Annotated in this window: 24 protein-coding genes and 1 pseudogene; 10 read left to right on the top strand and 15 right to left on the bottom strand. The window is 55.0% G+C overall.

Annotated features, from left to right (window positions below; genetic code table 11):
- Nucleotides 1-57 precede the first annotated feature (57 nt).
- The 8 genes from MKZ35_RS09425 to MKZ35_RS09390 all read right to left on the bottom strand — a co-directional run bounded on the left by MKZ35_RS09425 (nucleotide 58) and on the right by MKZ35_RS09390 (nucleotide 7,025).
- A complete protein-coding gene (locus tag MKZ35_RS09425) occupies nucleotides 58-303 on the bottom strand; it encodes a DDE-type integrase/transposase/recombinase (protein ID WP_482514728.1) in 246 nt (81 codons plus the stop codon).
- A 412-nt stretch (nucleotides 304-715) separates the two neighbouring features.
- Nucleotides 716-853: a hypothetical protein gene (locus tag MKZ35_RS09420; protein WP_482512987.1), complete on the bottom strand. Its 138-nt coding sequence runs from the start codon at nucleotides 851-853 to the stop codon at nucleotides 716-718.
- Nucleotides 854-1,472: 619 nt separating this feature from the next.
- Nucleotides 1,473-2,321 (bottom strand): alpha/beta hydrolase, encoded by an 849-nt coding sequence (locus tag MKZ35_RS09415; protein ID WP_482512986.1) that lies wholly within the window; start codon nucleotides 2,319-2,321, stop codon nucleotides 1,473-1,475.
- A 94-nt stretch (nucleotides 2,322-2,415) separates the two neighbouring features.
- On the bottom strand, nucleotides 2,416-3,186 hold the full coding sequence (locus tag MKZ35_RS09410) for a LytR/AlgR family response regulator transcription factor (protein ID WP_482512985.1): 771 nt from the start codon (nucleotides 3,184-3,186) through the stop codon (nucleotides 2,416-2,418).
- A complete protein-coding gene (locus MKZ35_RS09405; RefSeq protein ID WP_482512984.1) occupies nucleotides 3,183-4,397 on the bottom strand; it encodes a sensor histidine kinase in 1,215 nt (404 codons plus the stop codon). The genes MKZ35_RS09410 and MKZ35_RS09405 overlap by 4 nt, the downstream gene beginning before the upstream one ends.
- Before the next feature lie 89 nt (nucleotides 4,398-4,486).
- On the bottom strand, nucleotides 4,487-5,002 hold the full coding sequence (locus tag MKZ35_RS09400) for a hypothetical protein (RefSeq protein WP_482512983.1): 516 nt from the start codon (nucleotides 5,000-5,002) through the stop codon (nucleotides 4,487-4,489).
- A gap of 12 nt (nucleotides 5,003-5,014) precedes the next feature.
- Nucleotides 5,015-5,629 carry a hypothetical protein gene (locus MKZ35_RS09395; protein WP_482512982.1) on the bottom strand — a complete coding sequence of 205 codons (615 nt, stop codon included), beginning with the start codon at nucleotides 5,627-5,629 and terminating at the stop codon, nucleotides 5,015-5,017.
- Between the two features lie 124 nt (nucleotides 5,630-5,753).
- Nucleotides 5,754-7,025 (bottom strand): acetyltransferase domain-containing protein, encoded by a 1,272-nt coding sequence (locus tag MKZ35_RS09390; protein WP_482512981.1) that lies wholly within the window; start codon nucleotides 7,023-7,025, stop codon nucleotides 5,754-5,756.
- A gap of 320 nt (nucleotides 7,026-7,345) precedes the next feature.
- Between MKZ35_RS09390 and MKZ35_RS09385 the strand changes: the two genes are divergently transcribed.
- The 3 genes from MKZ35_RS09385 to MKZ35_RS09375 all read left to right on the top strand — a co-directional run bounded on the left by MKZ35_RS09385 (nucleotide 7,346) and on the right by MKZ35_RS09375 (nucleotide 9,464).
- Complete coding sequence (locus tag MKZ35_RS09385) at nucleotides 7,346-8,116, top strand: IS5 family transposase (protein ID WP_482512980.1); 771 nt, start codon at nucleotides 7,346-7,348, stop codon at nucleotides 8,114-8,116.
- A gap of 103 nt (nucleotides 8,117-8,219) precedes the next feature.
- Nucleotides 8,220-9,059 carry a DUF418 domain-containing protein gene (locus tag MKZ35_RS09380; protein ID WP_482512979.1) on the top strand — a complete coding sequence of 280 codons (840 nt, stop codon included), beginning with the start codon at nucleotides 8,220-8,222 and terminating at the stop codon, nucleotides 9,057-9,059.
- A 165-nt stretch (nucleotides 9,060-9,224) separates the two neighbouring features.
- A complete protein-coding gene (locus MKZ35_RS09375; protein WP_482512978.1) occupies nucleotides 9,225-9,464 on the top strand; it encodes an integrase core domain-containing protein in 240 nt (79 codons plus the stop codon).
- A gap of 50 nt (nucleotides 9,465-9,514) precedes the next feature.
- Here the strand turns inward: MKZ35_RS09375 and MKZ35_RS09370 are convergent, their stop codons facing one another.
- Complete coding sequence (locus MKZ35_RS09370) at nucleotides 9,515-10,462, bottom strand: IS630 family transposase (RefSeq protein WP_482512977.1); 948 nt, start codon at nucleotides 10,460-10,462, stop codon at nucleotides 9,515-9,517.
- A gap of 397 nt (nucleotides 10,463-10,859) precedes the next feature.
- On the opposite strand from MKZ35_RS09370, the pseudogene MKZ35_RS09365 reads away from it, so the two are divergent.
- Nucleotides 10,860-11,872 (top strand): annotated as a pseudogene (locus MKZ35_RS09365) (IS701 family transposase).
- Between the two features lie 24 nt (nucleotides 11,873-11,896).
- On the opposite strand, the gene MKZ35_RS09360 reads toward MKZ35_RS09365, so the two are convergent.
- Nucleotides 11,897-12,727 carry an IS5 family transposase gene (locus MKZ35_RS09360; RefSeq protein ID WP_482512976.1) on the bottom strand — a complete coding sequence of 277 codons (831 nt, stop codon included), beginning with the start codon at nucleotides 12,725-12,727 and terminating at the stop codon, nucleotides 11,897-11,899.
- A 1,154-nt stretch (nucleotides 12,728-13,881) separates the two neighbouring features.
- Between MKZ35_RS09360 and MKZ35_RS09355 the strand changes: the two genes are divergently transcribed.
- The 3 genes from MKZ35_RS09355 (at nucleotide 13,882) to MKZ35_RS09345 (ending at nucleotide 20,022) form a co-directional block, all read left to right on the top strand.
- Nucleotides 13,882-15,993: a hypothetical protein gene (locus MKZ35_RS09355; protein ID WP_482512975.1), complete on the top strand. Its 2,112-nt coding sequence runs from the start codon at nucleotides 13,882-13,884 to the stop codon at nucleotides 15,991-15,993.
- Nucleotides 15,987-17,624, top strand: a complete 1,638-nt coding sequence (locus MKZ35_RS09350) for a T9SS type A sorting domain-containing protein (RefSeq protein WP_482512974.1) — start codon at nucleotides 15,987-15,989, stop codon at nucleotides 17,622-17,624. The genes MKZ35_RS09355 and MKZ35_RS09350 overlap by 7 nt, the downstream gene beginning before the upstream one ends.
- A gap of 397 nt (nucleotides 17,625-18,021) precedes the next feature.
- Nucleotides 18,022-20,022 (top strand): T9SS type A sorting domain-containing protein, encoded by a 2,001-nt coding sequence (locus tag MKZ35_RS09345; RefSeq protein ID WP_482512973.1) that lies wholly within the window; start codon nucleotides 18,022-18,024, stop codon nucleotides 20,020-20,022.
- Nucleotides 20,023-20,100: 78 nt separating this feature from the next.
- On the opposite strand, the gene MKZ35_RS09340 is transcribed toward MKZ35_RS09345, so the two are convergent.
- From MKZ35_RS09340 to MKZ35_RS09330, 3 genes are all read right to left on the bottom strand, one after another.
- Nucleotides 20,101-20,427 carry a HesB/IscA family protein gene (locus MKZ35_RS09340; protein WP_482512972.1) on the bottom strand — a complete coding sequence of 109 codons (327 nt, stop codon included), beginning with the start codon at nucleotides 20,425-20,427 and terminating at the stop codon, nucleotides 20,101-20,103.
- A gap of 84 nt (nucleotides 20,428-20,511) precedes the next feature.
- Nucleotides 20,512-20,928: a Fe-S cluster assembly scaffold IscU gene (iscU, locus tag MKZ35_RS09335; RefSeq protein WP_084446771.1), complete on the bottom strand. Its 417-nt coding sequence runs from the start codon at nucleotides 20,926-20,928 to the stop codon at nucleotides 20,512-20,514.
- A gap of 96 nt (nucleotides 20,929-21,024) precedes the next feature.
- Nucleotides 21,025-22,239 carry an IscS subfamily cysteine desulfurase gene (locus MKZ35_RS09330; RefSeq protein WP_482512971.1) on the bottom strand — a complete coding sequence of 405 codons (1,215 nt, stop codon included), beginning with the start codon at nucleotides 22,237-22,239 and terminating at the stop codon, nucleotides 21,025-21,027.
- Nucleotides 22,240-22,405: 166 nt separating this feature from the next.
- Between MKZ35_RS09330 and mce the strand changes: the two genes are divergently transcribed.
- Nucleotides 22,406-22,810, top strand: a complete 405-nt coding sequence (gene mce / locus MKZ35_RS09325; protein WP_482512970.1) for a methylmalonyl-CoA epimerase — start codon at nucleotides 22,406-22,408, stop codon at nucleotides 22,808-22,810.
- A gap of 41 nt (nucleotides 22,811-22,851) precedes the next feature.
- On the top strand, nucleotides 22,852-23,424 hold the full coding sequence (locus tag MKZ35_RS09320) for an L-threonylcarbamoyladenylate synthase (RefSeq protein ID WP_482512969.1): 573 nt from the start codon (nucleotides 22,852-22,854) through the stop codon (nucleotides 23,422-23,424).
- Nucleotides 23,425-23,505: 81 nt separating this feature from the next.
- On the opposite strand, the gene MKZ35_RS09315 is transcribed toward MKZ35_RS09320, so the two are convergent.
- Together MKZ35_RS09315 and MKZ35_RS09310 are read right to left on the bottom strand one after the other, a co-directional pair.
- Nucleotides 23,506-23,895, bottom strand: coding sequence for a hypothetical protein (locus MKZ35_RS09315; RefSeq protein ID WP_482512968.1), 390 nt, complete (start codon nucleotides 23,893-23,895; stop codon nucleotides 23,506-23,508).
- Nucleotides 23,892-25,061, bottom strand: a complete 1,170-nt coding sequence (locus MKZ35_RS09310; protein ID WP_482512967.1) for a carboxypeptidase regulatory-like domain-containing protein — start codon at nucleotides 25,059-25,061, stop codon at nucleotides 23,892-23,894. The genes MKZ35_RS09315 and MKZ35_RS09310 overlap by 4 nt, the downstream gene beginning before the upstream one ends.
- A gap of 175 nt (nucleotides 25,062-25,236) precedes the next feature.
- On the opposite strand from MKZ35_RS09310, the gene MKZ35_RS09305 reads away from it, so the two are divergent.
- Entirely contained in the window at nucleotides 25,237-26,667 is a 1,431-nt protein-coding gene (locus MKZ35_RS09305) for a CCA tRNA nucleotidyltransferase (RefSeq protein ID WP_482512966.1), read from the top strand.
- The last annotated feature ends 236 nt before the right edge of the window (nucleotides 26,668-26,903 follow it).

Raw genomic sequence — 26,903 nt, 5'->3', positions numbered from 1 at the left:
TCGCGAGCGTAAACAGTCATGGCGGTGCAGTAGCGCCCGATAGCCGTTGCCGCCGTACTACCCGCCACGGTCGGGATGGACTACCAGGCCTGGTGGTGGCGGTTGTGCCCAAAAGCCTCGCTGTAATGCAGTTGTAATCAGTTTTCCAGGCAGGGACGCGCCGACCTGCCAGCCCAGTACGCGCTTGCTGATCATGTCCTGATACGCCCACAGATACGCCCAGGAACCGTCGGCTAGGGCCAGATACGTAATATCGCTGACCCAGACTTGGTTCGCCTGGGTAGGCGGTAGTTGGTCAAGCAGCCGGTTGGAGGCGCAGCGCAGGCCTTGGGTTGTAACGCCCGCAGGCCCTGTAGCCGCTGGCGGCCGATGCGGTAGCCCTTCTGGCGCAAGGCGACCTGAAGCCGCCGGGTACCATAGCGCCGCTTATAGACGCTAAACAACTGTACAAGAGCTATTTACCAGGATGGCGTACCCTGCTATACTACTGGTTGCTAAATTTGTTGCCACGCATAGTAACCACTGGCTGGCACACTAAGTACCTGGCAAGGCTGACGCACCGGATAGTGAGCCTACTGCGCCTCGATAAAGTGGTAACGGCTCATTGGTCCGGTGTCTGGGATAATGCGGCTAGAGCATTCCGATGGCGATGGCTTTTTTAAAATGTTTAGCTCCTGTGCCTGCCGCCGAGCCAAGGCCCGCAGTTGGCGCAGCTCTATGGCAGTGCTGGGTCCAGTTCTGCGCCCCGGGCGGCGGCTTGCGTCGAGCGGCTTTCTCCGGCCCGGCGCAAGGCTTCGGCGCGGAAGGCGGCGTCGTAGCGCCGACGTTTGGCAGGTTGGGAACTGTCTTTCATGACAATGGAAAGATAAGACCCTATTCTGTCTAGATTTACTAGACCACCTCACTATTCCAGGACAAGACAGGTGTCGGAGGTGATGGTCCGTGTGCTTATAAGCGTGGAGTTTAACCTACTGGGGAGACATTTCCCCAAAAAACGGATAAACGAAGCTGTGGTCGGGGAAGGAATACTAGGTGTGGTCGTAGAGCAGTCCTATCACCTTGATTTGTTCCACGTCGAACGTCATTTAGTTTACCTGAAGGGCAGAAATGGTCGGGCTTTTTTGCTACATGAGCCGGTCGTCTTTGGTTTCGTTTTGCAGCAGGATTCTGCCTAACAAACGTCCGATGAACACGCGGGGGTATGTGCGGTTGTGCAGGACTATTTTGTGCAATAACCCGCAGTATTTGAGTATCTAATACGCGTTCATGCGGCCCCATTGGGCTACGCGGCCCTCGTGCAGGGCTTGCACTCGGCTAATCAGTTCTGCCCGGGTTGATTCCTCGAATAGCGTCTTCATTTCACGGTTGGTGCGGTAATACAGGTGATGGTTCCAGGCGGAAGGTTTTCAAATTCGGGAGCATGGCGCGACGACCTCATCAAGCACTACCTCGCTGGACATGAGGTGTCCCGGTCATTTACTGGTGGGCAGTGGCTTCGGCTTGAAGACGGTTCGAAAAGCTTGAAGCGCCGCGGGATGGTAAATGGTGGCGTGCGTCTCCTCCGGCATCATTTTATAGTACCAGGTGAGGTTGTTCTTCGGGGCGCCTCGCAGCGCCGACGCCAAGCGGCGCGACTCAGGTATTTTCTCATTGTCGCGGCTCGACCCTATGTACAGCGTTTTAATTGAGCCTTTGTACGTGCGCAGCATCTTCTCTGCCTGGCCCACCAGCTGGCCCTGGTTCCACCACACGCTGGGGTCAAAGGCCACGTAGGTATCAAACAGAGCCGGCTCCAGCACCAAGGTTTCCACGACAAACAAGCCGGCCAGCGACTCCCCGACAATCCCCGTCTCGGCAGTGGTGCGGTAGCGTTGCCGGATGAGGGGCATCAGCTCCGTGCGGATAAAGGTGCGGTAGGCAGCCGACCCGCCGACGCGGGGGGCTATTTTCCGGTCTTCCGGGTTGGTGGTCGGGCCGGTGAGGTCGCGCCGACGCTGGGTGTTTTCGATGCCCACCAGGATAAAGGGGCGCATGGTACCGTTGCCGGTCAGCACCTGCACCAACCCGGCCACGTGCAAAAAGTCTTCGGCCATGCCGCCATCGGGCATATATAGAACCGGGAGGCGGGCAGTGCCGGAAGAGTCGGTGTAGGTGGCTGGCAGGTACACGTTGATGCGGCGGGTTTCCCCAAGGGCCGCCGAGGCGAGCGTAAAGGTTTGGCCCAGGGCCAGGGGAGCGGGGCTTTCCTGGGCCCGCACCGGCGCGCAGGCGGCCAGGCAGAGCGCAACCAGGGCTGCTAAAGGCGCGTAAGTTGCTTTCAAATTCATAAGGGGTAAGGGCCAAATCTGCCGAACTAGGGCATCTGGAAAGGCAGTTGGTGCTTGGGAAGGATGGGAAGGAGTGAGTTAACAGTGGCTAACGCGGTAGGCCGTGAAAGGCGGCCAGGTTGTCGCGGTAGTTGCGGGTCCACTTGAGCGTTTCGCCGTTGTTCATTTTCACTAGGTATTCGCCGTTGAAGTAGGTTTCCAGCTCCGCCACGTGGTTCAGGCCCACGATGCAGGAGCGGTTGATGCGCGTGAAGTCCAGCGGCGCCAGCTGCGGTTCAAGCTGGGTCAGGCTCTGGTAAATGAGGTGGGTTTTGGTGGCCGTATGCACACTGATGTAGTTGCGGTCGGCCTCGAAATATAGGATGTCCACCGTCTTCACAAAGAACAGGCGGCGCTGTTCTTTCACCAGGATGCGTTGCAGGAAAGCGGGCGTGGGCGGGCCCACTTCCGCCAGCAAGGCCTGCAGTGTGAGGCTGGATTCGGCGCTACTGCGCGCGGCCAGGTGCTGCTTGACGCGCTCCACAGCCTGCTGAAAGCGGAGCCGGTCAAACGGCTTGAGCAGGTAGTCGGTGGCGCTGACCTCGAAGGCGCGCAGGGCGTACTGGTCAAAGGCGGTGGTGAAGACGACGAAGGGCTGGTGGTAGGGCCAGATTTCTCGCAGCACCTCGAAGCCGTCGAGCTCGGGCATCTGCACGTCCAGGAACACGAGGTCCGGCCGCAGCTGCAGGATTTGCAGCACCGCCTCGCTGCCGTTGGCGGCCTCGCCCACCACGTCAATGGCTGGCTCCTCCCGGAGAAAGGTGTGGATAATGCGCCGAGAAATCTGCTCGTCGTCGATGACCAGGGCCCGGTAGCTCATAGGGCGGCAGGTTCAGGGGTAGCGAAGGCCTGAGCCAGCGCGAGCTTGCCTTCATAAGGCACCCGCACCACTACCACGGTGCCGCCGGTGGCGGGCTGGCTGAACTCGAGGTGCGCGCGGCCGTCGTAGAGCTTTTCCAGGCGGGCCCGAGTGTTGCTCAGGCCGATGCCTTCGGCCGGTACGGGGCCGGGGCGTCGCGTCCCGGGGTGCCTAGTGGCTCCCCGGCCGTTGTCGCGCACTTCCACCCGCAGCTGCTCGCCCTCGCGGCGGGCCTCGATGCGCACCAGGGCGTCGCCGGCTAGCTGCTCGATGCCGTGCACCATGGCGTTTTCCACCAGGGGCTGCAGCAGAAACTGCGGAAACAGGCAGTCCCGGGTGTCCGGGGCGATGGCCAGCTCAATGCGCAGGCGGTCCTGAAAGCGAATCTGCTGGATGTGCAGGTATTTGGTGACGAACTGGAGCTCCTCCCGCAGGGGGATGAGTTGGGCGTCGCCATTGGCGATGACGGCCCGCAGCAAGTCGCTCAGCGAGGTGACCATGTCGATGGCGCGGTCATTCTCCTGCTCCAGAATCAGGCCCACAATGGCGTGGTGGGTATTAAAGAGGAAGTGGGGGTTGAGCTGCATTTTCAGGGCCTGCAGCTGGGCCCCGGAGAGCTGCGCCTTGAGCTGCTCGTTGGCCAGCTCGTAGCGGGCGTTTTGGTGGTGCAGGGCCTGGTTGCGGTAAGCATACGCCACTACGCTGTACACAAACACCAGCAGCATGTACATGGCCAGGGAATTGCTGAGCCGCAGGAGCGTGCTGGCCCACACCCCGTCGGGCCCCCAGGAGCGGCCGGTGTGCAGCCCCATCACTTTATAAAGCAAGCCGTAGACTACGCCTGCAATAAGCAGGTTGAGGGCGAATTGAGCTACCAGATGCACAGCCAGGTTGCGGGCCAGCTTGCCCGGCTGCCGCAGAGCCGTGAGGGGCGCGCGGTGCACCAGATACAGGATGAGCGGAGTGCTTAAAAACCAGAGCGAACTGCGCAGCAGCATATCCAGCGTCTCCGTGCGGGTGAGGCCATGGCCGGCTTGCAGCGACCAGTAGGCGTTGGTTTGCAGGTAGCCCAGCAGGGCAAAGCTGCTCCAGAATAAGGCAGCCATTCCCCAGAACAGCCGGGGGCGCACGGGAATGCCAGCAGCCTGAAACACGGTTTGCAAAAGGTTCATGATGCTGAATGTACGCTTAGAACAGCAGTGTTGTCTGTGATGGTGAACAATCGGTTGCCGAAGCCCCCGAACTCCTGCCGAGGGCATACTCACGACTTCGAATTGAAATGGCGACCGGCCAGAAAAGCCAGCGGCACCCCAATCATGAGCACAAGTATCAGGGCCTCTCTAAGGGCGTGGAACGGTTGGAAGGGCCTGACCGGGACGTGGCTCAGCGGCAGCACCAGCAAATTCATCACTGCCCAAATCAACAAGCCATATAATACCCCGGCCGCCACCTTATTTCGAGAAATAAAACCCACCCTCCAATACAACCAAAAAAACAAAGCCGTAAAGGTAAGGGCAATTAAAAAGTGCAGGCTCAGGCCCAACAGCATGGTGCCCCCAGCCCCCGAAAAGGCGGCGCGCCCCAAGACACCGCTGGCAATAGCCTTCAGGATTAGCAGGGGATTATTTCCCGTGGAAAGGAAGAAGCTCGTAAAAGCTGCTAGGATGTCAAACGTGCCGACCAGCAGGCCGGCGTATAGCACTATCCGGGGCGTGGAGAGGGCCGGGAAAGTCCGTTGGTTAGCTGCCTGGCCCGGGAGTGTTGCGGCGTGCTTCATGGCAGGTTGGGGTTAGGGTTTCGGGGTCTTAATTCGGGTGTCGGTGGCAATCCAGTTTACTTCCCAGGTTTTGCCACCGTCGGCTGAAAAGGCTTGTTCGAAATGGCAGGCATTCGCGGTAATGCCCGAGATGACGAAACGGACCCGGATTTTTTGTCCATTTAGCACGTCATCGTTGTAGAATTCTCCCCGGCCGTTGTTGAAGCTGCCCATGGCGGGCACGGTCAGAACACCGTCCCGGACATTGGCGAAATGGAGGCTCCATTGCCGGGTCTGGAGATTATATAAGCGCAAACTCATACCTTCCATGCGGCCGGCCGGGCCTTCAACCGCCAACTCCGCCAGGTTGGCGCGGCCATTCAGTACTTTGCTCACCACCGTGGTGCCCTGGTACTTTACCCAGGTAGTTGCACCCGTTAGGGGCGCTTGCAGCCGGGAAAGCTGCGTTTGCCAAGTGCCTATCTCAAAATCAAAGTCCGTTTGTCCCGTCGGGGCGAAGGGCGAATTGGGCGCCGCCTTCGGGGAATCCGGCTGCCCCTGCGCCAGGCTGTGGAGCAGAGCGAGGTAGCTGACCAATAAGGAACTCACCAGAAAGGTACAGGAGAGCAGCTGGTGGGGTGATTTCATAACCAATTCATGTCGTCAGGATTTTCGCTGGCAGAATCAGCCCCCCCACACGGTTGTAGGCCGTCCACAGCGGCTTCCGCTGGCTCATACATGGTGCATCTTCAGGAGGCGCTGCTGGCTTCCCTTATAGGTAGGACAGCCACCAGTAGGAATGGCGCTGCTTGTAGCGCTGGTACCAGCGACAGGGCCAGTACAGCGTCAGGATTACCAGGGCCCACACGGCGTAAGCTCGCAGCAGGCTGGGATGGTAGGCGGCGGGCCACTCCTCAACGGAAACAAAGGAGAAGTTCACCGGCTGGCCAAACGCAATCCGGGTCCAGACCCAGGCGGCGCCGCTGATGAGCACCAGGTGCGCCACGAAGTAGAAAAATGGCACCTGCCCAAAAGTGCGCAGCCAGCGGGCAGGCCGGCTAGTCACCTGTTCCGCCACGCTGAGCAGCAGTAGCGCCCCACCCAGTGTAAGGCACAGAAACAGCAGTGATGGCGGGTACTTCGTCACGTTCAGAAAGGAAAGCACCGTGTAGCCGAGGCCACGCGGCTGCACACTCCAGGGCGCGGGGTCGCCGTACCAGTTGGTGGCGCGCAAAGCCACAAACAGCCCCAAAGCCAACCAGCCCGCCCAGCGCAGGCGGCGGTTGCGCTGCGGCAGCGGCAGGGCAAACCAAGGCCCCAACACGTAGCCCGCCAGCATCACGCCCAGCCAGGGCCCCACAGAATACGCCACCAGCACCGGGGGTAGAGCCCCGAGCGGGAGTAAAAAGGGAGGGTTGTGCAGCAGCGCCCAGCCGGCATTGCTGGCCGTGACGGGCTGGATAACCGGGAGGGCATTGTGCCCTGCAATGATGACAACAGCCAAGGCTGCGAGTACACCTCTAGGCAGCCAGATAAGGGCGGCCAGCAGCACCATGCTCCCCCCAATGGCCCAGATGACTTCCAGCAGAATCATGTTGGTCTGCCATTGCAGCACGAAGCTGATGAACACTACTTCCACCGCTACCAGCCACAGGCCCCGCGAAAGCAAAAAACCGCTCGTGCGGGCTCGCGAGCGGTGCTTTCGTGCGGACAGCCAGATGCTCACGCCCGAGAGAAACACGAAGGTGGGCGCGCAGAAGTGCGTGACCCAACGCGTGAAAAACAGGGCTGCCGAGGCTTGCGCAGCGTCCTCGGCCCGCATCACCATGGGGGTCCAGAACTCGCGGATGTGATCCAACGCCATAATGACCATCACGAGCCCCCGCACCACATCGACGGCCTGCACGCGGGTTCGCTCAATTCCTAAGGAGAGGCTAGCAGGTGCGTCCGCCGGAGAGGGGGCAACCAATGGGCTGGGGCTGAGAAAGACTTGCTGATTCATCGCCACTTCGTTCAGCGTGTAGTTGAGCAGCGAAGTAACCAATAAACTCCATAAGCCAACACCCGGAAATTTCAGACAGGGGGCTTTTTTATTCCAGCAGCACTTTTCTCAGGACAAAGACGATAAATGGGCGCAGTTGCAACTCAGGAGTCCGTCTTCAAAGGCTTCTACTGACGCTGGTTTGAATTAGGTGCAATCCGAAGAAAATACGCGGGGCTGCGTGCCAAGCTGAAAAGAGGTGCAGCACAAAATGCTCCGTTCATTTTAACGGTGGCAGCTAATGCAGAGCCCTGGACTGAAGTACCGCTCAGCATTCCGCTGAATGTTAGAGAGGGTTTACAGTTAAGAACGAGCTTTGACGGATGAACAAAGACCGAAGTTTATTGACGGATACGCAGTGGGAGCGGTTCTCGCCGCTGCTACCGGGACAGAAACGCTCGCCGGGTACGACGGCTAAAGACACGCGCTTATTCGTGGAGGCAGTACTCTGGCGGGCACGCTGCGGCGTGTCGTGGCGCGATCTGCCAATCGAACGCTTTGGCCCCTGGCACACGGTGTACGCCCGGTTTCGGCGCTGGCGCCAGGCCGGCGTGTGGCCGCAGGTGCTGCCCCAGGTGCAACACGACGCCGGCTTGCATCGCCTATGCGTGGACTCGACCACGGTGCGGGCGCACCAGGTGGCGGCCGGGGCCAAAAAAGACAGCCCGGTCGGGCAGGCGCTCGGCCGCAGCCGGGGCGGCTTCACCACCAAGCTGCACCTGAGCTGCGACACGCAGGGCCGCATTTGTGCGTTGGCCCTGACGGGTGGCCAAGTGGGGGACTGCCCACAGGCTCCCGCTTGGCCACCCGTCAGCCACTTGCGCCCTAGTCAAGCCGTGCTGGCCGACCGGGCATATGACGCCGACTATGTGCGGAATCAAATTCAGCAAGCCGGGGCCACGGCCGTGATTCCAAGCAAGAAAAACCGCACCGTACCCATTGCGCATGACGCCGAAATCTATAAAGAACGTAACCACAGCGAACGGGCCATCAACGGCTTAAAACGCTTTCGGGCCGTAGCCCCGCGCTTTGACAAACGCGCCGTAAACTACTTCGCCACCTGTTGCCTGATTGTGGCCTTAGCTTGGCTTTAACTGTAAACACTCCCTGGCGCGGGTGCGCCGCCGGCCTCACTTGGCCCCTCTTTTATACACGTACAGTCCAACTGGTATAGCACCCGTGTTAACTGAATCAGCCATGGGCATTTCTCGCCCCATCGTCCCCACCAATCATTTGGCCGTGCTGGATGCCTTGCGGGGCGTGGCCTTACTGGGCGTGTTCGTGGTGAACAGCTGGTCGTTTTCCGGCTACAGCTGGCTGCTGCCGGAGCAGCGGCAGGCCCTGGCTTCCTTTCCGGCTGACCAAGGCGTAGGATTCGTGCTGGGGGTGCTAATCGACACCAAATTCGTCACCATTTTCTCCATCCTGTTCGGGGTAGGGTGTCACCTGCAATGGGAACGGGCTGGCCAGCAGACCCGCGTCTTTCGGGGGTATTTTGTCCGGCGTATGCTCTTGCTCGGGCTCATTGGGTGTGCGCACGCCTACTTGCTCTGGATGGGCGACATTTTGTGCTATTACGCCCTGGTGGGTCTGTTGCTGCTACTCCTAACTCAATGGCCGACGCGCCGGCTGTTGCAAACGGGCGTTTTATTTGCCGTCGTTCTGACGGCGGTCGCCTTTATCCTGCCAGCGGCATTTCCTCGGCCCATTGCGGGTTTTCTGGCCCCGCAACAGATAGCACAGGTGTTTGCGCACGGTACTTATGCCCAAGTACTGGCCATGAACTGGCGGATTGATGAGCTGCATAACTTCCTCGAAGCCTCCCCCTTGACTCTGGTGGCCCTGGTGGGCCGCATCACGCTGGGTTTTTGGATGGGACGTATCAGGCTGTTCGAGCAGCCGCAGCAGCATCGGGAGATGCGGAAAAAATGGTTCTGGTGGGGCTTGGCCCTGGGGCCGGCCGGCAGCGTGGGGTTGTGGGCGCTGCGGCATGACGCGCTAGCGTTTGGGCTTTGGTGCCGCTGGGACGGCACGTAGGACGTGCGTGACACGATGCCGGAAGCCCTCGTGAGCAAGGCGCTGCGGCGCGCCCTGGCCGTGCGCTGACCCCCGGCTGGGCTGATTGTACACTCTGACCAAGGCAGCCAGTACACGGCCACCCGCTGTAAAGACCTGGTAGCGCAACACGGCGCGCTGCAAAGCATGAGTCGGCGCGGCAACTGCTACGGCAACGCCCATGCCGAATCGTTTTGGAGTCGATTTAAAGCGGAGTTGCTCGACGGCGGTAGTTTCCCTGGTCTGGTCTGGTCTGGTCTGGCCGAAGCCAAGCTCGAAATCAGCTGCCATATCGCCTATTATAATACCGAAAGGCGTCATTCTACGCTCGGCTATTACTCATCCAACTGCTTCGAAACGCAACTTCAAACCACGTCCCAATTGTAGCCGGCATAGCTAGACCACCTCACATGTCCTGACTTAGAGCAATTTTCAGGTTAGTGTACGTGGTAGCCACAATGGTCAAACCAGTTTTTCGCGTCGGCTTCGGTCACCCATTCGATGGCCGTTTGGATGACCGTCTCCAAGGCGTCGCGGGTGCGGGCCTGGGCCGTGCGGAGCCAGGTTTTGAGCTTGCTGAAGGCGAGCTCAATGGGGTTGAAATCGGGTGAGTACGGCGGCAAATACAACAGGCGGGCCCCGCGGGCTTCGACGCGTTCGGCCAGGCCAGCCACTTTGTGGGCCGGCAGGTTGTCGAGCACGACCACGTCGCCGGGCACGAGCGTGGGGCCGAGCACCTGGTCGAGATAGGCGGCAAACACGTCGCCGTTGAGGGCCCCGCTCACGGTCATGGCCGCTTGCAACCCGTTCGGAGTCAGCGCCGCCACGAGCGTCACGTTCGGTCCGCCGTGCAGGGGCGTGGCTTGCGGGGCGCGCTGCCCGCCTTCGGCGCGGGCGTAGCGGCGGCAGTAGGTCAGGTTGGTGCTGGTTTCGTCCACAAATTTGAAACAGGCAAACTCTTCGGCTTGCACGTCTTCGAGAAAGGCCGCCCGCAAGGCCCTCACGCGCTCGGTATCACGCTCGGCGGCGTGGACGCTCTTTTTTCGCCGCCAGTCCAGCGCCTGCACGGCGCGGCCCATCGTGGCTGGGCTCACACTCGGGCCGCCCAGCGCGGCCACCCACACGCGCAACTCGTCCAGGGTCGCGTCGGGCTGCTGGCGCAAGCAGGCCGCCAACTCGGCGCGGGCTGCCGCGTCCAGCAACGGCGCGGGGCCGCTGCGGTGGGGCAGCGCGGCCACCGACCCACTCGCCCGCTGGCGCTGGCGCAGCTTTTCGACAAACGAGACCGAAACGCAGAACCGGGCGGCGACGGCGGTTTGCGTGGCACCGGGCGCGGCGCACGCCGCCGCCACCCGCTCCCGTAAATCATTCGAATACGCTTTCATATCCAAAAGATACGCCCAAACCCATACATCAACCTAAGAATCGCTCTAGGACCACAAATCAGAATTATCACACTTGTCAATTGCTCGCCTGTTCACCTAAGCCAAACTGCAGAGCAAAGGATGTTGCAGAAGTATAAAATAGTAATGTAACTCACGAAGTTCCGGGCGAATTTGCCCCCCAGTCTCAAGTGCGCCGACGCTGGGTCGGGCTTGATGCCACTGGCCAACAGCGGTTTTATCAGGTAGCGGTTCTTTGGTCTAGTAAAACTTCTTCGATAGTAATTTATAGGGATTTACTCTCCATATTTTAGAGCAATAAATGCCAATAACAAGATTCATCTAGAAGCTTTACTAGGACTTACGCACTTAGTAGTAACTTGAGAAAAAGCCTGGCTTTATGGTGACGCAAGCGACTTACATCGAGTACCTGCTTAGTACGCCCCGCAATTATACGTGTACGCACTTGGCCGAGCACCTGTCGCAGGTGAGCCACGATCAAGTGAACCGATTTCTGCGCCGCAGCTCGTTTTCGCCCACGCAGTTGCGCGAGTTGGTCTTGCCCTTGCTCCACGACTCGCCGGAGGCCTTTTTGCTGGTCGATGATAGCGTGCAGGACAAGCGCTACAGTCGCTTCATTGAAGTAGCCAAACGCCAGTATTCGGGCAACGAACATGGCCTGGTCACCGGCATCTGCCTGGTTAACCTGGTCCACAGCAGCGGACAGGCCGGGGATTTTCTGCCCCTGGACTACCGCGTCTATGCCCCGGAGCTGGATGGCCTGACCAAAAACGAGCATTTCCAGGCCATGTTCGCCCACGTCGTGGCGGAAAATAAAATTCAGGCCCGCACGCTCCTGTTCGATGCCTGGTACAGCGGCAGCGACAACCTGAAGCTGATTCAGCGGGCCGGTTGGACGTTTTTCACGACCCTGAAAAGCAACCGGTTAGTGAGTGCCAGCAAAGAGGGGGCTACCAGTCCCTGGCCGACGTAGCCCCGCCGCCGGGTGGGTGGAGCACCGGCTTGGAAGTACGCTTGCAGAAGGTGCCGTTTGCGGTGCGCTTGTTCCGGCTGGTCGCCCCAAACGGCGACATTGAATGGGTCGTGACCAACAACTTCGCCTTTACGCTTACCCAACCGCTGGTCGAGGCCACCACCCGCACCCGCTGGCAGGTGGAAGAGTTTCACCGCAGCTTCAAGCAGCTGACCGGGGCCGAGAAATGCCAGTGCCGCCGTGCCCAGGCCCAGCGCAACCATCTGGCCTGCTGCTACCTGGCGTGGGTGTCCCTGCGCGAGTTTGCCCGATCAACGGCCCAAACGATTTATCAGGCCCACCAGCACCAATGGGCTCCCTACTTGAGCCAGCTGCTCGCCAAGCCCCTCATTCCTGCCCTGCTCCCCGCAAGTGCGTAAGTCCTATTTACATTACGAAGCTGTTTAGAAAGTCTGTTTAGTGGTAATTTTTCGCAGAAAGAGGACGATAAACGCGAGCCAATGAAAGGCCAGCCAATTGCCGATGCTGGTTTCATAGCGCACGAGCAGGGTTTTGAAGCTGTCGAGCCAGGCGTTGGCGTGTTCGACCACGGCGCGTCGGCGGTAGAGTGCGGGGGCAAAAAACGTATCGTCGTCGGTCTGCCAATCGGCGGCGCGACGGTTACGGGCACTGTTAGCTTGAATGTCGCGCGCGGCGCATGCCTGCCGTAACTCGGTGGTATCAAAGGCACTATCGGCATTTAAAAACAGCCCGGCCACGGCAATGCCAGCGGCTTCGAGCAACACGCACAGTTCCTCAAACAGGGTGCTCAGCCGGAAGCTGTCGTGGTGGTTGCCCGCCTGCGGGGTCGCACAGGCCAGGGGTTGGCCCTGGTTGTCGGTCAGAAACAGGGCCGTGGTGGTGCGGGCCTTTTTGCGCCCCTGATAGCCCACGGCGGCCCCGCCGTTTTTGGCGGGTGTGTGGCTGCCGTCGAGTTGGACGCTGGAACAATCCAGCCAGTGCTTGTGGCGGCGTAAGACGTTGAGCCACGCCTTTTGCCCCGACCCGTCTTTGCGCCACTTGGTGAAGCGGGCGTACACGCCCTGCCAGGTCAGGGCCGCCCCGGTAAAGACCTGTTTGACGGGTAGATAGCGCCACTGGCAGCCGGTTTTGAGCTTGTAGAGCAGGGCTTCGAGCAACTCGACGGGGTCCACCCGGCGGGGGCGTCCGCCGCGGGACTGGGTCAGGTGGGGTAAAATCCAGGTACGGATAATATCTTTGGGCAGGACTTCCATGAAGCAAGTGAAAGGAGGTGGGTCGCACCCCAAATTTCGCCTGTATTGTGGGAGTCTTTTGCGTTTCTGTTGACCAACGACTACTTTTTAAACAGCTTCTACATTTGCATTAACCGCTATCGGCAGAGTTACTGTTTTGTTATGATTGGTACGTGAGGATATGCAAGTACATAGCCATGATTGGATTTTGCTCCTGTATGCTACATGCTGCCATGAGAATACTATGGGTGGCTTCCTAACCCTCGTCTAACTCAGGCGTGGGACAATAGGTCATGACCTACAAGGTGGGTGACTTATTATAAATTAGACAGCTTTGGCATAGCTAATGCACAAAGACGTGCCTTTTTCGGTGCGTCGCATGGTAGTTATTGTTGAATTTAAGGGACCGTAAATTTATATGCTAACCTTTTAAGCACTTATGCAAATGAACATGGAATAGTTCAATGACTTGACCTTTATAGAGTCTAATAGAAATGCTAAACACCAACATAGCATTAAACTAAATAAGTTCTTAATGATGCTCTAAAGGGCTTATTTAGCTGTAAGTACTATTCCGTCATCTTCTGCTAAGCTTATAAGTTTCGTATAGTATGTGTTATATGGGCTTACTATAATTCAATAGTAGTAGCTACCAACATCTTACTATGCACTGATATGTAAATATTGCTTGCACATAAATTATGCTGATTATGATAAAAGATAGAACTTCTTATTTGACTATTTCCGAGTACAGTTACTAAATTAAGTAGGAGAAATTAAGACTCACATGATTATAATGATAAATTATAATATATAAATAGATTACTGTGTTGCTGGTTAATTATTAATACGATTTGAGAGTGGAATAAACTTTGCTGTTGTTCCACTCGAACAAGAAGTGCTACTTTTAAGTCTTTCAGAACGAGTAAGCCTACTTATGTGTCAGAAAAATTAAATTTAATATTCTAAACGTCCTACATTAATATAATATTGTATTCGTATCCTTGCTAAATTATTGGTTAGGCTCTACTACCTGAATTTGTTAAATAACATCAGCACCATACGTGCATTTTGTATACTCATAAAAGATCATAAAACCACTTTTATCTGTTGCATAATTAAAAGAAATTCTTTCAATAAACCAAAATACATAGTAACTAATTTTTCACTTTCATATGAAACAAACTTACCTTTTACTCTTACAACACCTGTGGAAAGCGCCAGCCACTCTGGTGCTTTTGGTGTTGCTGGCCATGCCTTCCCTCAGTTGGGGCCAAACGTTTACGGAAACTTTTGGCACGGCCGGACCTAAGACAATAAGTGCGGCCAATGCCGCTAAGGATTTTGATAATGACCAATTTACTTTTAGCGGTAACACATCACTAATAGCAACTACTGCTGATCCATCACCGGCGTCGGGTGGGTCATTTATCTATTTTGGTGATGCTAGTACTACTACCGGTGGTGTAGGGCCCCGTCCTACCAATGAGCGCACATTCGCTATAAATCGGATTAATACTACTCAGCTGACAAACATTCAATTGAGTTTTCAATTATTCGTAAACCCTGCACTTGGTTCTAATCCCGGAGATTTTGTGGTAGAATATACTACCGATCCTGCGGCTGATGAGCCGGTGTATATTCCTGTTGCGTCGCCTGATCTCTCGATACAAGGTTGGAGTAAGGTTACCATTAACAATCCATTCAATGGTGTTACTGGTGCTGCTATAGCATTGCGCTTTCGACGTTTAACTACTGCCGGTGATAGAATCGCTATTGACGATGTAGTCCTTACTGCGACAGTAGCTCCTAACTTCACAGCTACGCCTATTGCTCAGGCATTTTCTAATACTGCTATAAACTCAACTTCGGCTGCACAAACCGTTTCAGTTAGCGGCAGCGGTCTTATCAATAACATCAACATTGTCGCTCCCACGGGTTTCTTGATTCGCCAGCAAGGTGTTGGCACATATGGCGCTACGTTGGCCTTGACTCCAGTGGGAGGAAATGTCAACACGGGGGTTGAAGTAGTATTCAATCCGCAAACTGCTGGCGAATTTAGAGGTCAGATTACTTTCGACAGCGATAACGCCTCGCGGAGAACGGTCGCCGTGAGTGGCACTGCAGTTTCGCCTACTATTATTGTTACACCTACCAACTTGGCTTTTGGTAATGTTGAGGTCAATACACAGTCTGGGGTGCAGTCTGTTGCGGTAGAAGGTTCTAATTTATCCGCAAACATCAGCGTTCAGGTTCCGACTGGTTATGAGTTTCGCAAGTTGGGCGATGCTACGTTCTTGGCTTCGGGCACCACGCTGACGCTGGCGCAGACGAATGGTAGCGTTAATACTTCTGTTGAGGTACGCTTTGCTCCTACAACCAGAACTGCATTTAATGGTGACATGTCATTTGTTAGTGCCGGTGCCACCACTCGATTTGTAGCTCTTACTGGAACCGGGATTGCACCTGCACCTGTAGTAACGGTTTCGACCACTAATCCGGCTACGGCTAATAGCAACACGATCAACTTCCCCGATACGCGAATAGGCCGTAATTCCGAGCCTATCTCCTTCTTCGTAAGCGGTCAAAATCTGGATAACAACACTGTTATTGTTAACTCGCCCTCTCAGGAGTTCCAGATTCGTCTGGGTACATCGGGAGCATTCGTAGCGCAGGTAACTTTGACTGGTACCAACGGTACCCTGGCAGCCAGAGAATTGCAGGTGCAGTTCTCTCCTTCAGCCACTGGCGCTCGGAGTGCTGTTATTGCAGCCTCTTCCGGCACAACGGTCAACCAGATTCTGCAAGTCAACGGCAATGGCCTGGCCGCTTCCACTACTCCGGAGATCTTCATTACGCCTGATCCGGCGACGCTTGACTTTGGTTCGGTAGCCGCAAACGGCTCGGCTCAAATCCTGACCTTCCGGGTGGGTGGTACCATGCTTGGCAGTAATTCTTTGATTCTTACTCCTGGTAGCATTAATCCTGAAAATATTGAGATCCGGGAGGCTAACGTTGGAGACTTTCAAACTGGTCCTCTCACCTTCCAACCTATCAATGGAAGCGTAACGGAACGGGTTATTCAAGTGCGCTTGGCGGGGCCACTGACTCAGGGCCAATTTCAAGGCACTATCACAGCTGCTAGCCCGAACAGTAATGCGCCAAACAAAGTAGTTAACATTACTGCAAACAGCACGGGTAGTTCAGCAACTGTCAGTGTCGAAAATACATTAGAGATATTCTCTACAGTTCCAGGGTGGCCTCAGCTATCCAATCGTTCTTGGTAAATGGCTCTGGTCTGGTTCAGGATGTAACTGTTCGGGCACCTGCCTTCTTCCAGGTAGCGCTTCAGGAAGTAGACTTCGCCGCCTTGAACGGCGCCACAGGTAACACTATCACTGTGGTACGGAACAATGGATTAGGTGATGGTTTTATTAACCCAGTACGGGTTTATGTGCGCTATCTACCCACAACAGCAAATCCTCAACCCGATTTGGCTAGCGTCAATGCTACAAGCGAGCCAGCCGTAGGAGCTGCAGTCCAGGTAGAAGGCTTCAGCGCTCCTTCAGTAGAGATTCAGACCTTGCTTCCCGAGTTTAGAAATGTGGAAAGTGGTAATGTATCTGCTCCCGTCGCTGTGACTGTTCGCGCTTTACGTGTACGCCAAGACATCACGGTGGCGGAGTTGCTCACTGATGCTAGTCAGTTCAATGCTCCTACTCTTCAGGATCAGTTTGAGATTTCGCTAAATAGCACTACAGGCTTCGGTACTAGCGTAACTTTCTCTCCAAATCAGAGCACATATAGTATTGACCAAATAGTATATGTACGTTACAAGCCTACCCACATTGGTAATGCATCTTCAAAACTGCTGTTCAGAAGTAATGACTTTAACAATAAAGGTTTCCAGGATTTTGCCATCAATGGTACTATTCGCGGTAATGCGTTGGATAACCAACCTACGGTTCAGACCACTATTAGTATCGTACGTAATGGTTCGACGGCAACGGTGAGCTTCACGCCTGCTCAGGGTGGTGCTGCCAACGGTGCCGGCGAAGGGCGACTGGTCATTGCTAGTGTTGATAACAACTTAAGCGGCAACTCGCAACCCCAGGATGGTCAGACGTACCTTTCTGCTGACGGAACAATCGGTCAAGGCTCAAGTGTCGCTCCTGGATATTTTTCTGTCTACACGGGAACTGCTAACCAAGCCATCGTGAAGGGGTTAGATCCAACTAAGGCATACTACTTCTATGTATTTGATTACAATTTTGTAGCAACAAATACTAGCGGTGAGCGGCTGTCAGTACCAGGTGCTGAGAACTATCTGACACCTACTCCGGCTACTCAATTGGTACCAGTTGCGGCTGTGGCTCCTGGCACTCCGCTGCCTGTAGAGTTGGTTTCGTTCTCTGCCAAGTTGCAGAACACAAGAGTAAACCTAAACTGGGTAACCGCATCAGAGAAGAATAATAAGGGCTTTGATATCGAGCGCAGTCAGGACGGGGTTACTTTCGCTTCTGTGTTATTCAAGAATGGTCAGGGCACTACCACCGGCAAAACGACGTATCTAGCTGTAGATGAGCAGCCCTTAGCTGGTGTTTCGTACTATCGCCTAAAGCAACTAGACTACGATGGTAAAACGAGCCTGTCTTCGGTTGTGCGCATTGCCAATGACGAGATGACAGAAATCATGATGTACCCTAACCCGGTGCAGAGCACTCTGAACATTCGCTTACCGCATGCTACCAAAACGAGCGTTCAGGTAACGATAACGGATCTAACTGGCCGAGTAGTACGGAAAGAGCAATTGGCTGCTAATGGCGAGGTTAACATGAGTAGCCTTAGCACTGGTACTTACCTGGTAACGGTGAATGACAGCGTACAAAAGGTGACCCGACGGATTGTGAAGAACTAGTGTAACACTAGTTTGAACAATTCTTCAGCAACAAAAAAGCCCCCCAAATCTGGGGGGCTTTTTTGTTGCTGAAGACTCAATGCTGGCACGGTTTAAGAACATGGGCGCGAAGATTTAATCTAATTTATAAGGCTATATTTTAAGTTATTACATGAAGCTATTGGTCAGGTCATTCTGCTCCCATACGCAGTTTATTTTGCTGCTGGGGGGCATTTTATTCTTATTTCTCTTATGTAGGCCGTCAGCCTATGCGCTCACTTATACCTGGGTAGGTGCCGGGAGTAACAACAACTGGTCGAATGCTAATAATTGGGAGCCAACCCGAACCCCAGCTGCCGATGATGTGCTCCTCTTCGATGGCAGTCGAACACCTACTGTGAGTGTAACTGTAGACTTTGTGTCCCCGCAAGCCATTGGGCAGCTACAGTTTATTAACAATGTGGTAGCCACGCTAACCGTGCAGCCCGATGCCAATGTAACGCCGGCCCGTCAGTTAAACATCGGCGCTGGTATAGATGGGGCCGATGTTGAGGTTGCAATCGGTAGCTCCTTGCAGGTGAAAAGCCCGGAGGGAGTGAGGGCAACGGCGGGCATGACTTTTCATTTAGGTACGGAGAGTACCGCTGTTATTGCGGGTACGCTCATTTTTGGCAGCAGCAGCGAAGCGTCGCTCACTGCCGATCCGCATCAGCTAATTTCACTGAAGAAGGGCATTACTACCATTGAGTTTGCTGCTAGCAGCGTGTTTAGGGCCGAGAAAACAGTCACTGGGTTTCCCTTTAATGATAAATCTGGTTCTGGCGGCACTGTTGTATTTAGGGGTGGTTCTTTCTATGACCATCGAGGAGGAAGTACGCCGTTTGGCACCAGCCTCCCGACGGCGCCAGTGGCACTGTTTGAGAAGGACAGCTACTATGCCTTTTCTGCCGCTGCTGCCGGGCCGCAATTATCTGGTCGTACATATGGCTTCCTCGAATACAGACGAGTGAGCACCGGCGTGACGGGTGGGGGTGATGCAGCGGCTATTGGCGACCGGCCTTTATTAATACAGAATGATCTGATTATCATGACGGGAAACGTTAAACTCAACGTGGCCAGTATTACCATTCAGGGTAGCATCCACATGAATGCTGGTACACTTGTGAATCCTAACGGCGCTTCTACGATAGCCCTCAGCGGCAGTGCTGCTCAGTTCATTACTAGTATTACCGCTACGCCCGTGTCGCTGGGGGCAAATGTTACGCTTGTCATTGATAACACGAATGGCGTAACCCTACAAACACCAGTGCAAGTAGCCAAAGCTCTAACGCTGACTAAAGGAAAGCTAGTTACTACAGTCAGCGGACCACTTACATTAGCAGCAGGCGCGACCATTAGTGCCCACGAAAACAGCTTCGTAGTTGGTCCGCTCACGCGAGTAGTGGCAGCCAGTGGCACAACAAGCCTAGATTTCCCAATAGGCTTCGGTGCAGCATATCGCCCTCTGACACTCACCGTAAATCACGCAGATGCTACCGAGGCGCGCTATACCGCTGAGCAAGTAAAGGGCAAGCCTCTAGCACGAGCTTTTACTGGCAATATCAAAAAGGTGTCCGCCGTACGATATTTCAATGTAAGTAGAAGCTCTACTGCTGCCAGCTTCATCGATGGTTCTATTAAGCTCAGCTATGGCTCAGACGACGAAGTAGATAACCCAGATAAACTACGGATTGCTAAGTCGTCGGCCAATAATCAGGCTTGGGATGATTTGGGCGGCATAGGTAGTGGCGTGCCGACCGGTACAATTACTTCCAACATACCCTTTAATAGCTTCGGTACTTTCGCACTAGCAAGTACTGATGCAGGTTCCTTAGCAGGAAATAATCCGCTGCCCGTTGAGCTTATGAGGTTTTCAGCCGAATCAAGAGCACAGGGAGTGTTAGTGCAGTGGGCAACAGCTAGTGAGAAAGATAACGCTGGCTTTGAGGTGGAGCGCAGTCAAGAGGGGCGCGACTTTGAGACCGTAGCCAGGGTAGCTGGGAAAGGGCAGAGTACGCAAAAGCAGGCGTATAGTGCTTTGGATACCAAACCATTGACTACTCCGACTGCCTATTATCGTATCAAGCAGATTGACTTTGATGGTAGCGCCACTTATTCAGGCGTTGTAGCTGCGAAGGGAAGTTTGCAAGTAGAGCCTTATCCAAATCCGGCTGTTAATCAGCTTACTTTTCATTCGCAATGCCCTGGGCTAACTGTATATCACATTCGGGCTGTTACGGGCCAGATAGTGATGCAAGGAAGGGCAACTGCTGGCTTAACAACCCTTGATATATCAGCGCTTCCTGTCGGGATATACTATTTGGAATACGGAATTTCAGAAGGCTGCCCAGTGCATAAATTTATGAAGCAAACGAACTAAGCAGATCATTAACAGCTGTGTATGAATGAAAAAAGCCCCCCAGAAGTGACTCTGGGGGGCTTTTTTATAGTAAAGTATTTAGACCGAGAAACTCTCGCCGCAACCGCAAGTGCGGGAAGCATTAGGGTTGTCGAAGTAAAAACCCTTGCCGTTGAGGCCGTCGGAGAAGTCAAGCTCGGTGCCGGCCAGATACAGAAAGCTCTTCATATCGACCACTACACGTACGCCTTTATCTTCAAACTCCTGATCCATGTGCTTGACTTCGTTATCAAAATCAAGCTTGTAGGAAAGACCCGAACAGCCACCACCCGCCACCGAAGCACGCAGACGATACGTCTCATCGAGCTGCGCGTCGCGCATGAGGTGCGTTACTTTTTCCTTTGCTTTATCAGATACGGTAATCATGGGAATTGCCAGTTACGAGTTGCCAATTATGAAGAACCTGCCTTTAGCTAAAAGCTGGCTCTTCATACTAACATTCGCAACGAATTAATGGTGCGATTTAGCTTCTTCCAGGGCTGGCAAGCCGTTCTTGACGCGGTAATCGTTGATAGCCGACTTAATGGCATCTTCAGCTAGTACCGAGCAGTGAATCTTCACGGGAGGAAGAGCCAACTCTTCTACAATTTCCATGTTATCGATGCTCAACGCTTCGTCAACCGTTTTGCCTTTTAGCCATTCAGTTGCCAATGACGAAGAAGCAATAGCCGAACCGCAGCCGAAGGTCTTGAACTTGGCGTCGGTGATGGTATTGGTAGCTTCGTCCACTTCAATTTGCAGGCGCATTACGTCGCCGCACTCAGGAGCGCCAACGAGGCCAGTACCTACGTTCTTTTTGCTTTTATCCAGCGTGCCCACGTTGCGGGGGTTGCTGTAATGATCGATTACTTTATCGGAGTAAGCCATTATGGTAGAAATGAGAGTTAGAAGTGAGAGGTGAGACTAAAAACTAACAATAGACAAAAGAGTCTCACTTCTCGTGTCTTAGTATTCAGGTCTAAATCAATGTTCAGCCCACTCAATCTTGCTAAGGTCAACACCTTCTTTGAACATCTCCCACAGAGGTGACATTTCGCGGAGCTTGGTTACAGCCTCTTTCACATGGTTAATGGCGTAGTCAATCTGCTCATCAGTAGTGAAGCGGCTCAACCCAAAACGCAGGGAAGAATGTGCGAGGTCGTCGCTCAAACCTAGTGCTTTCAGTACGTAAGAAGGCTCCAAAGAGGCTGAAGTACAGGCAGAACCAGACGATACAGCTAAGTCTTTCACCCCCATCATCAGACCTTCACCTTCTACATACGTGAAAGAAATATTTGTTACGTGGGGTAAGCGGTACTCGCGTGAGCCGTTAACGTAGCTTTCTTCCATCTCCAGCAAGGAACTCTCAAGACGGTCGCGCAAAGTGGACAGACGCTTGGTGTCGCTTTCCATTTCGAGGCGGCATAGCTCACAAGCTTTGCCCAGGCCCACGATGCCAGGAACGTTGAGGGTGCCCGAACGCATACCACGCTCATGCCCGCCACCATCCATCTGGGCAGTTACTTTTACCCGAGGGTTCTTACGACGCACATATAAAGCACCTACACCTTTCGGGCCGTACATTTTATGCGCCGTGAACGCCATGATATCGATTCCGTCGGCTATAACGTCAACCGGAATTTTGCCAACAGCCTGAGTAGCATCGGTCATGAAGAGCGCACCATGCTTATGGGCAATTGCGGCGATTTCACGAATGGGCTGAATAGTACCGGTTTCATTGTTGCCGTACATGATGGTCACCAGAATGGTCTGGGGAGTCATGGCGGCTTCCAGGTCGGCCAGGCTAATGAGACCTTCGCGATTTACCGGAAGGTATGTCACTTTGCCCCCTAGCTTCTCAATATGCTTGCAGGTATCGAGCACGGCTTTGTGCTCGGTGGTAGCAGTGATAATGTGATTACCCTTCTGGGAATACATCTCAAACACGCCTTTAATACCTAAATTGTCTGATTCGGTAGCGCCTGAAGTGAAGATAATCTCCTTCGGGTCGCAGCTGATGAGTTGGCCAATCTGCTCGCGGGCGTAGTCCACGGCCTCTTCCGCTGCCCAACCGAAGGGGTGGTTGCGGGAGGCCGCGTTGCCGAATACCTCCGTGAGGTAGGGCATCATGGCTTCCAGTACACGCGGGTCGAGGGGCGTGGTGGCGTTATTATCGAGGTAAATAGGTAGCTTGAGCATGGCTCGAATTTCAGTAAGTCAGCGGAAAACTAATGAAAGTCCAAAGGTAACTCAGTGGAGAATCATTCGCATCTAGAACAGCAAAACAAACAAACTGGTTTTACTTTGCGCCCACAAAAGTAGAGATAATCCAAATAAGCTTCTTCATCCGTATTGTTTGCCCGCTATGTTTACAAATCTGGAACACCTTGGCCTGGCCGTACACGACCTCAAGGCCGCTACTGCCCTGTACAGCACGCTCTTAAATCAAGAGCCATATAAGCAGGAGCATGTAGCCAGCGAAGGGGTGGACACCGTTTTCTTTCGGGTGGGCGGCTCCAAGATTGAATTATTGGCTGGTACCACGCCCGATAGCGCCATCACCCGTTATCTGAGCAAGAAAGGGGAAGGCATTCACCACGTAGCGTTTGAGGTAGCAGATATTCGGGCGACGATGGCGCGGCTGAAGGAGCAGGGCTTCACGCTCCTGAATGAGGAGCCCAAGCGTGGGGCCGATAATAAGCTGGTGTGTTTCGTGCACCCGAAAAGCGCGGCCGGCGTATTGGTAGAGCTGTGCCAAGAGATTGCCTGATCGGGCAACAAGGCAGTCATTCATCCTTATTAACAAGCTCCGTGGCCAATTTTCAACAAGAAGTAGAAGCTGCCGTTGAGGCGTTGCTATTCCAGCAAATCATTCTGTACCCTACTGATACAGTATGGGGAGTAGGCTGCGATGCCGAAGTGCCGCGGGCCGTAGAACGCCTCTATAAATTAAAGGAGCGCCCCGAAGGCAAACCTAGCATCGTGCTGGTAGCTGACCTGGATATGCTGCGCCGCTATGTCGCCGAGGTGCCTGATGGGTTAGAGCAAGCCATAGCAGAGCAAACCCGGCCCACTACGTATATTCTGCCAGCCAATCATCGGTTGTCCCCGCAACTATTAGGTCCGGATGGCACTGTGGGCTTGCGTATTCCGCAGGATGAGTTTTGCCATAAGCTGGTGCGCCGCCTCGGTCATGGAGTGGTATCTACTTCAGCTAACCGCGCTGGGGAGCCTACGCCGGCTACGTACGCCACCGTTGATCCTAAACTTGTGCGTGCCGTTGACCATGTAGTAGGCTGGCGGCAGGAAGATGTAGCCAGCACCGCGCCCTCGCGGGTGGTACGATTTGGGGCTGATGGGCAGCTGGAAGTGGTGCGCGAGTAGGCCAACGATCAACCCTATCGTTGACTCTGATTACACAGCAGCGTTGCGCTTAATAACGCACCACTATTTCCATGGTCGTGCTCATGGAGGGAAGCGCCGCCATTTATTAGCCGCACCATAGCGGTACAAATGCGTAGCAAAGGCGGGCATGAGCAGCGGCAATGCCAGCTCTTTCCCTTGCCGGGAGTGGCCTACCCATTCGATTGTGACGGCTATTGCCTCGTCGGGAATAAACAGGTTAAGGGAACGTAGGTCGATGCGTACGCGGCGGGAGCCTTTGCCGATCAGCTGCTTATAAACAGGTTGTTGCAGTAGGGAGGTAGTTGGTATGCCGCCCCGAAGCCGATACACATTGACCCGCAGCTGCACGGTGTCAAAATCATTAGCGCTGAGTACAAATTCAAACTGATCGAGCCAAGCCCCGCGCTTGGGCAGCTGAAACACCCGTCCGATTTCGGAGCCTACGTTCAAGCCGGGCTGTGCTCCAAGCGCAAAGTTTGTTTGCAGATTAGTGCGATAGTGGCGGTTGCCAATGTGCGCCGAATCCAGGCCCCGCGCCCGAACGGTAACCTCAGCCAGGGTGACGCTCGCGTTGGGCAGCGCCACGGTGAGCGGCGAGGGGGCAGCGCCGCCACGGCGAAAGTGCGGGCCTCGTAGCCTAATAAGGCAAAACGCAGACTGTCGGTACCCGCGACGGTGACCGGCAGCATCAACCGAAACTGGCCTTGCGCATCGGCTACGGTACCTACTCCCTGGCCCAATACGCCCACCGTAGCATAGGATAATGGTTGGCCGGCGGCATCTGTAATACGCCCGGCGAGCAGATGCGAGCTACCTGTCTGAGCGGCGGCCTGGGGGGCAAATATGCTGTTAGCCAGCACTAAAAGCAGTACTACGGAGGCCGTGTGGGCAGCAGTAGAGCCCAGCGCGGTGGCTGATTTAAGCCGGCGCTTGTAGTAGCGCACGGTGCGGGCAATAAGTACGCTGCCAAGCAACGTAGGGGCAATCCAGCCTATTAAGCCTGCCCAGCTGGGCGCACTTGCCGGCAGCCACCGTCCCAGATTTACGACGATAAAGGCCGTGGTGGCTGATATGTAAGAGCCGCCCATGCGGGTGAAGTGCAGAAACAGCCACGGGGCGGGCGTAGTCGCTATCGGGCGCAGTCCTCGCCATACATCAAGGCCCGCAAACAGGCAGATCAGGCCGCCGAAAAAGGCAAATAGTACGGCTCGTAGCCAAAGGCCGGTTAGGATCATCAGCAAGCCAACCAGCGCCGAAAACGCACCGAGCGCTACATCGGGTACGGGCAATACAGCGCTGCGCCGACGGGCCGCGCGCCAGCCGCTGAAACTGAGGTAAAAGCTTAACACTGCTACGCCCGTCAGAAACAGTCGGCCCAGCGTGATGGGTTGAAACAAGCAGAGTAGCACCGCGGTAACGGCCACTGCCACCATACAATACACATACAAGCGGCCCGCCCGCACGTGCGTGGAGCCACCTTTGCGGCCTAACATCGGGATTAGACCAGCCAGAAGCGCTATCGTGCCGGCTGTGATGTGCAGCCCCAGCAGCAAGCGAATGGGCAGGGCAGAGGCAGCCAGGGCAAAGAAGGGCGAGGAAAGCAGGAGTAGTAGCATGGGGGGCATTTTTGGAGACCGAACGGTGTAAACTTGCGCTGCTCCCCGCCAGCGACCAAGTATTTGCTACTGAAGCGTCGGATAGACTGGATGAGCTGTTCAAATGCAAGGTTGTGGTGTAGCCGCTTCGCGGCCCAGCTATGGTTGCTAGCCCACCGTTGCCTTACTTTGCGGTATGAAACACCCGCAGCTCCCCGACCTCCCGTTGTTCCGTACCATCGCCGAAGCAGCTCAGGAACTAGGGTATCCGGCCTACATTATTGGGGGGTTTGTGCGCGATTTGGCTTTGGCGCGCCCCAGCAAGGATATTGACGTGGTGTGCGTGGGCGATGGAATTCAGCTGGCGCAGGCCGTAGGCAAAAAGCTGCCCGGCCGGCCCCGTGTGACGGTATTCAAGAACTTCGGCACGGCCATGCTGCCGACGCCGGAGGTGGAAATCGAGTTTGTAGGTGCCCGGAAGGAGAGCTACCGCAGTGAATCGCGCAAGCCGGAAGTGGCTGCCGGTACATTGGAAGAGGATTTGGCCCGGCGTGATTTTACTATCAATGCGCTGGGGTTGAGCCTGAACCCCGGAGATTTCGGAACGCTGGTAGACCGCTACGACGGCATGGGTGACCTCCAGCGTAAAACCATTCGCACGCCCCTCGACCCGGATATTACCTTCTCCGACGACCCCTTGCGCATGATGCGCGCCGTGCGCTTCGCCACGCAGCTCGACTTTGATATTGAGCCGGATACGTACGATGCTATTGCCCGCAACAAGGAGCGGATTCGCATCGTGTCGCAGGAGCGCATTACCGACGAGCTGAACAAGATAATATTAGCCCCCCAGCCCAGCTATGGTTTTAAGCTACTGTTTCAGACGGGCTTATTGCAACTGATTTTCCCCAAAATGGCGCTGCTTCAGGGAGTAGATAAAGTGGGCCAGCACGCACACAAGGATAATTTCTACCACACGCTGCAAGTGCTCGATAATGTAGTGGCTGCCGGCGGCGACCTGTGGCTGCGGTGGGCTGCTATTCTGCACGACATTGCCAAGCCCGCCACCAAGCGCTTTGACCCCAAAGTTGGCTGGACTTTTCATGGCCACGAAGACCGTGGTGCGCGCTGGGTACCTCAAATATTCACAGAGCTAAAGTTGCCTCAGGGCGAGGAAATGCGTCAGGTGCAAAAGCTGGTGAAGCTTCATTTGCGGCCTATTGCCTTAGTTAAGGAAACCGTGACCGACTCGGCTGTGCGGCGCCTGTTATTTGAAGCCGGCGACGACATCGACCGGCTCATGCTGCTCTGCCGGGCCGATATCACAAGCAAAGACCACCAACGGAAGGAGCGCTACCTGCGCAACTTTGGGGTAGTGGAGCAGAAGCTCAAAGAGGTAGAAGAGAAGGACCATCTGCGCAACTTCAGGCCAGTTATTACGGGTGAGGTCATCATGGAGACTTTCAATCTGAAGCCTTCCCGTGAAGTAGGCGAGTTGAAAGAAGCGGTGCTGGAAGCTATTCTGGATGGCAAGGTGCGGAACGAGCTTGACGAGGCGTATGCTCTATTGCTAAAGCTTGGGCAAGCGAAAGGGCTGAATCCGGTTCAGCCCTCTGCTCATCAATAGATTTCTATCCACGGTAATAAATGTCTTAGGGCTAAGCAGCTCGTACTCTACTGAGGGCGAGCGTGTTGGCCCTAAAACAAATGTGAGGAAGCCTCTACCCCCAGTTGCAGCTCGGTAGGTAGAAGACTTCCTCAGGGTCCACCTTTCACTCACTTTAGACCCTATATTTGTTCACCGCAAGTATAGATGTTGAGTATGAGCGCAAGGTTGCCCAATCATCACGTTTTTGTTTAGAA

The sequence above is a fragment of the Hymenobacter sp. R533113 genome (assembly GCF_056835965.1).
The sequence above is the reverse complement of the archived record's forward strand: the minus strand, read 5'-3'. Positions and strand labels throughout refer to the sequence as shown.